At 48.1% G+C, this 549-nt stretch carries 1 protein-coding gene; it reads left to right on the plus strand.

What is annotated here, in order from left to right:
* On the plus strand, positions 1-549 hold a 549-nt coding region (locus DXD65_RS20905; RefSeq protein ID WP_133304094.1), incomplete at both ends, for a DNA-3-methyladenine glycosylase I.

The raw sequence follows: 549 nt of genomic DNA on the forward strand, positions 1-549 counted from the left end.
AAACGGACGTTGCGGCTGGTGCGGAACCGACGAGCTGTATGTGAAATACCACGATGAAGAGTGGGGAAAAACGGTAACAGACGACAAGACACTATTCGAGTTTCTTGTATTGGAAAGTGCTCAGGCGGGACTGAGCTGGATAACCATCCTCAAAAAGCGGGAAGGCTACCGCAAAGCCTTTTGCAATTTCGATGCCGCGCAAGTGGCGCAAATGACCGACGAAGACGTGGAACGGCTGATGCACTTTGACGGCATCGTGAAAAACCGTCTGAAAATCAAGTCGACCATCACCAATGCAAAGCTGTTTCTTGCCATACAGAAAGAATTCGGCAGCTTTTACAACTATACGCTATCCTTCTTCCCCAACCGGAACCCCATTATCAATCATTTTCAGTCATTGAGTGAGATTCCGGTATCATCTCCCGAATCAGATGCCATGAGCAAAGACATGAAAAAACGGGGATTCAAGTTCTTCGGCTCTACCATTTGCTATGCCCATCTGCAAGCTTCGGGGTTTATCAACGACCATCTGACGGATTGCATTTGCCG

The organism is Bacteroides sp. 4_1_36, from assembly GCF_003466325.1.
Taxonomy (GTDB): domain Bacteria; phylum Bacteroidota; class Bacteroidia; order Bacteroidales; family Bacteroidaceae; genus Bacteroides; species Bacteroides uniformis.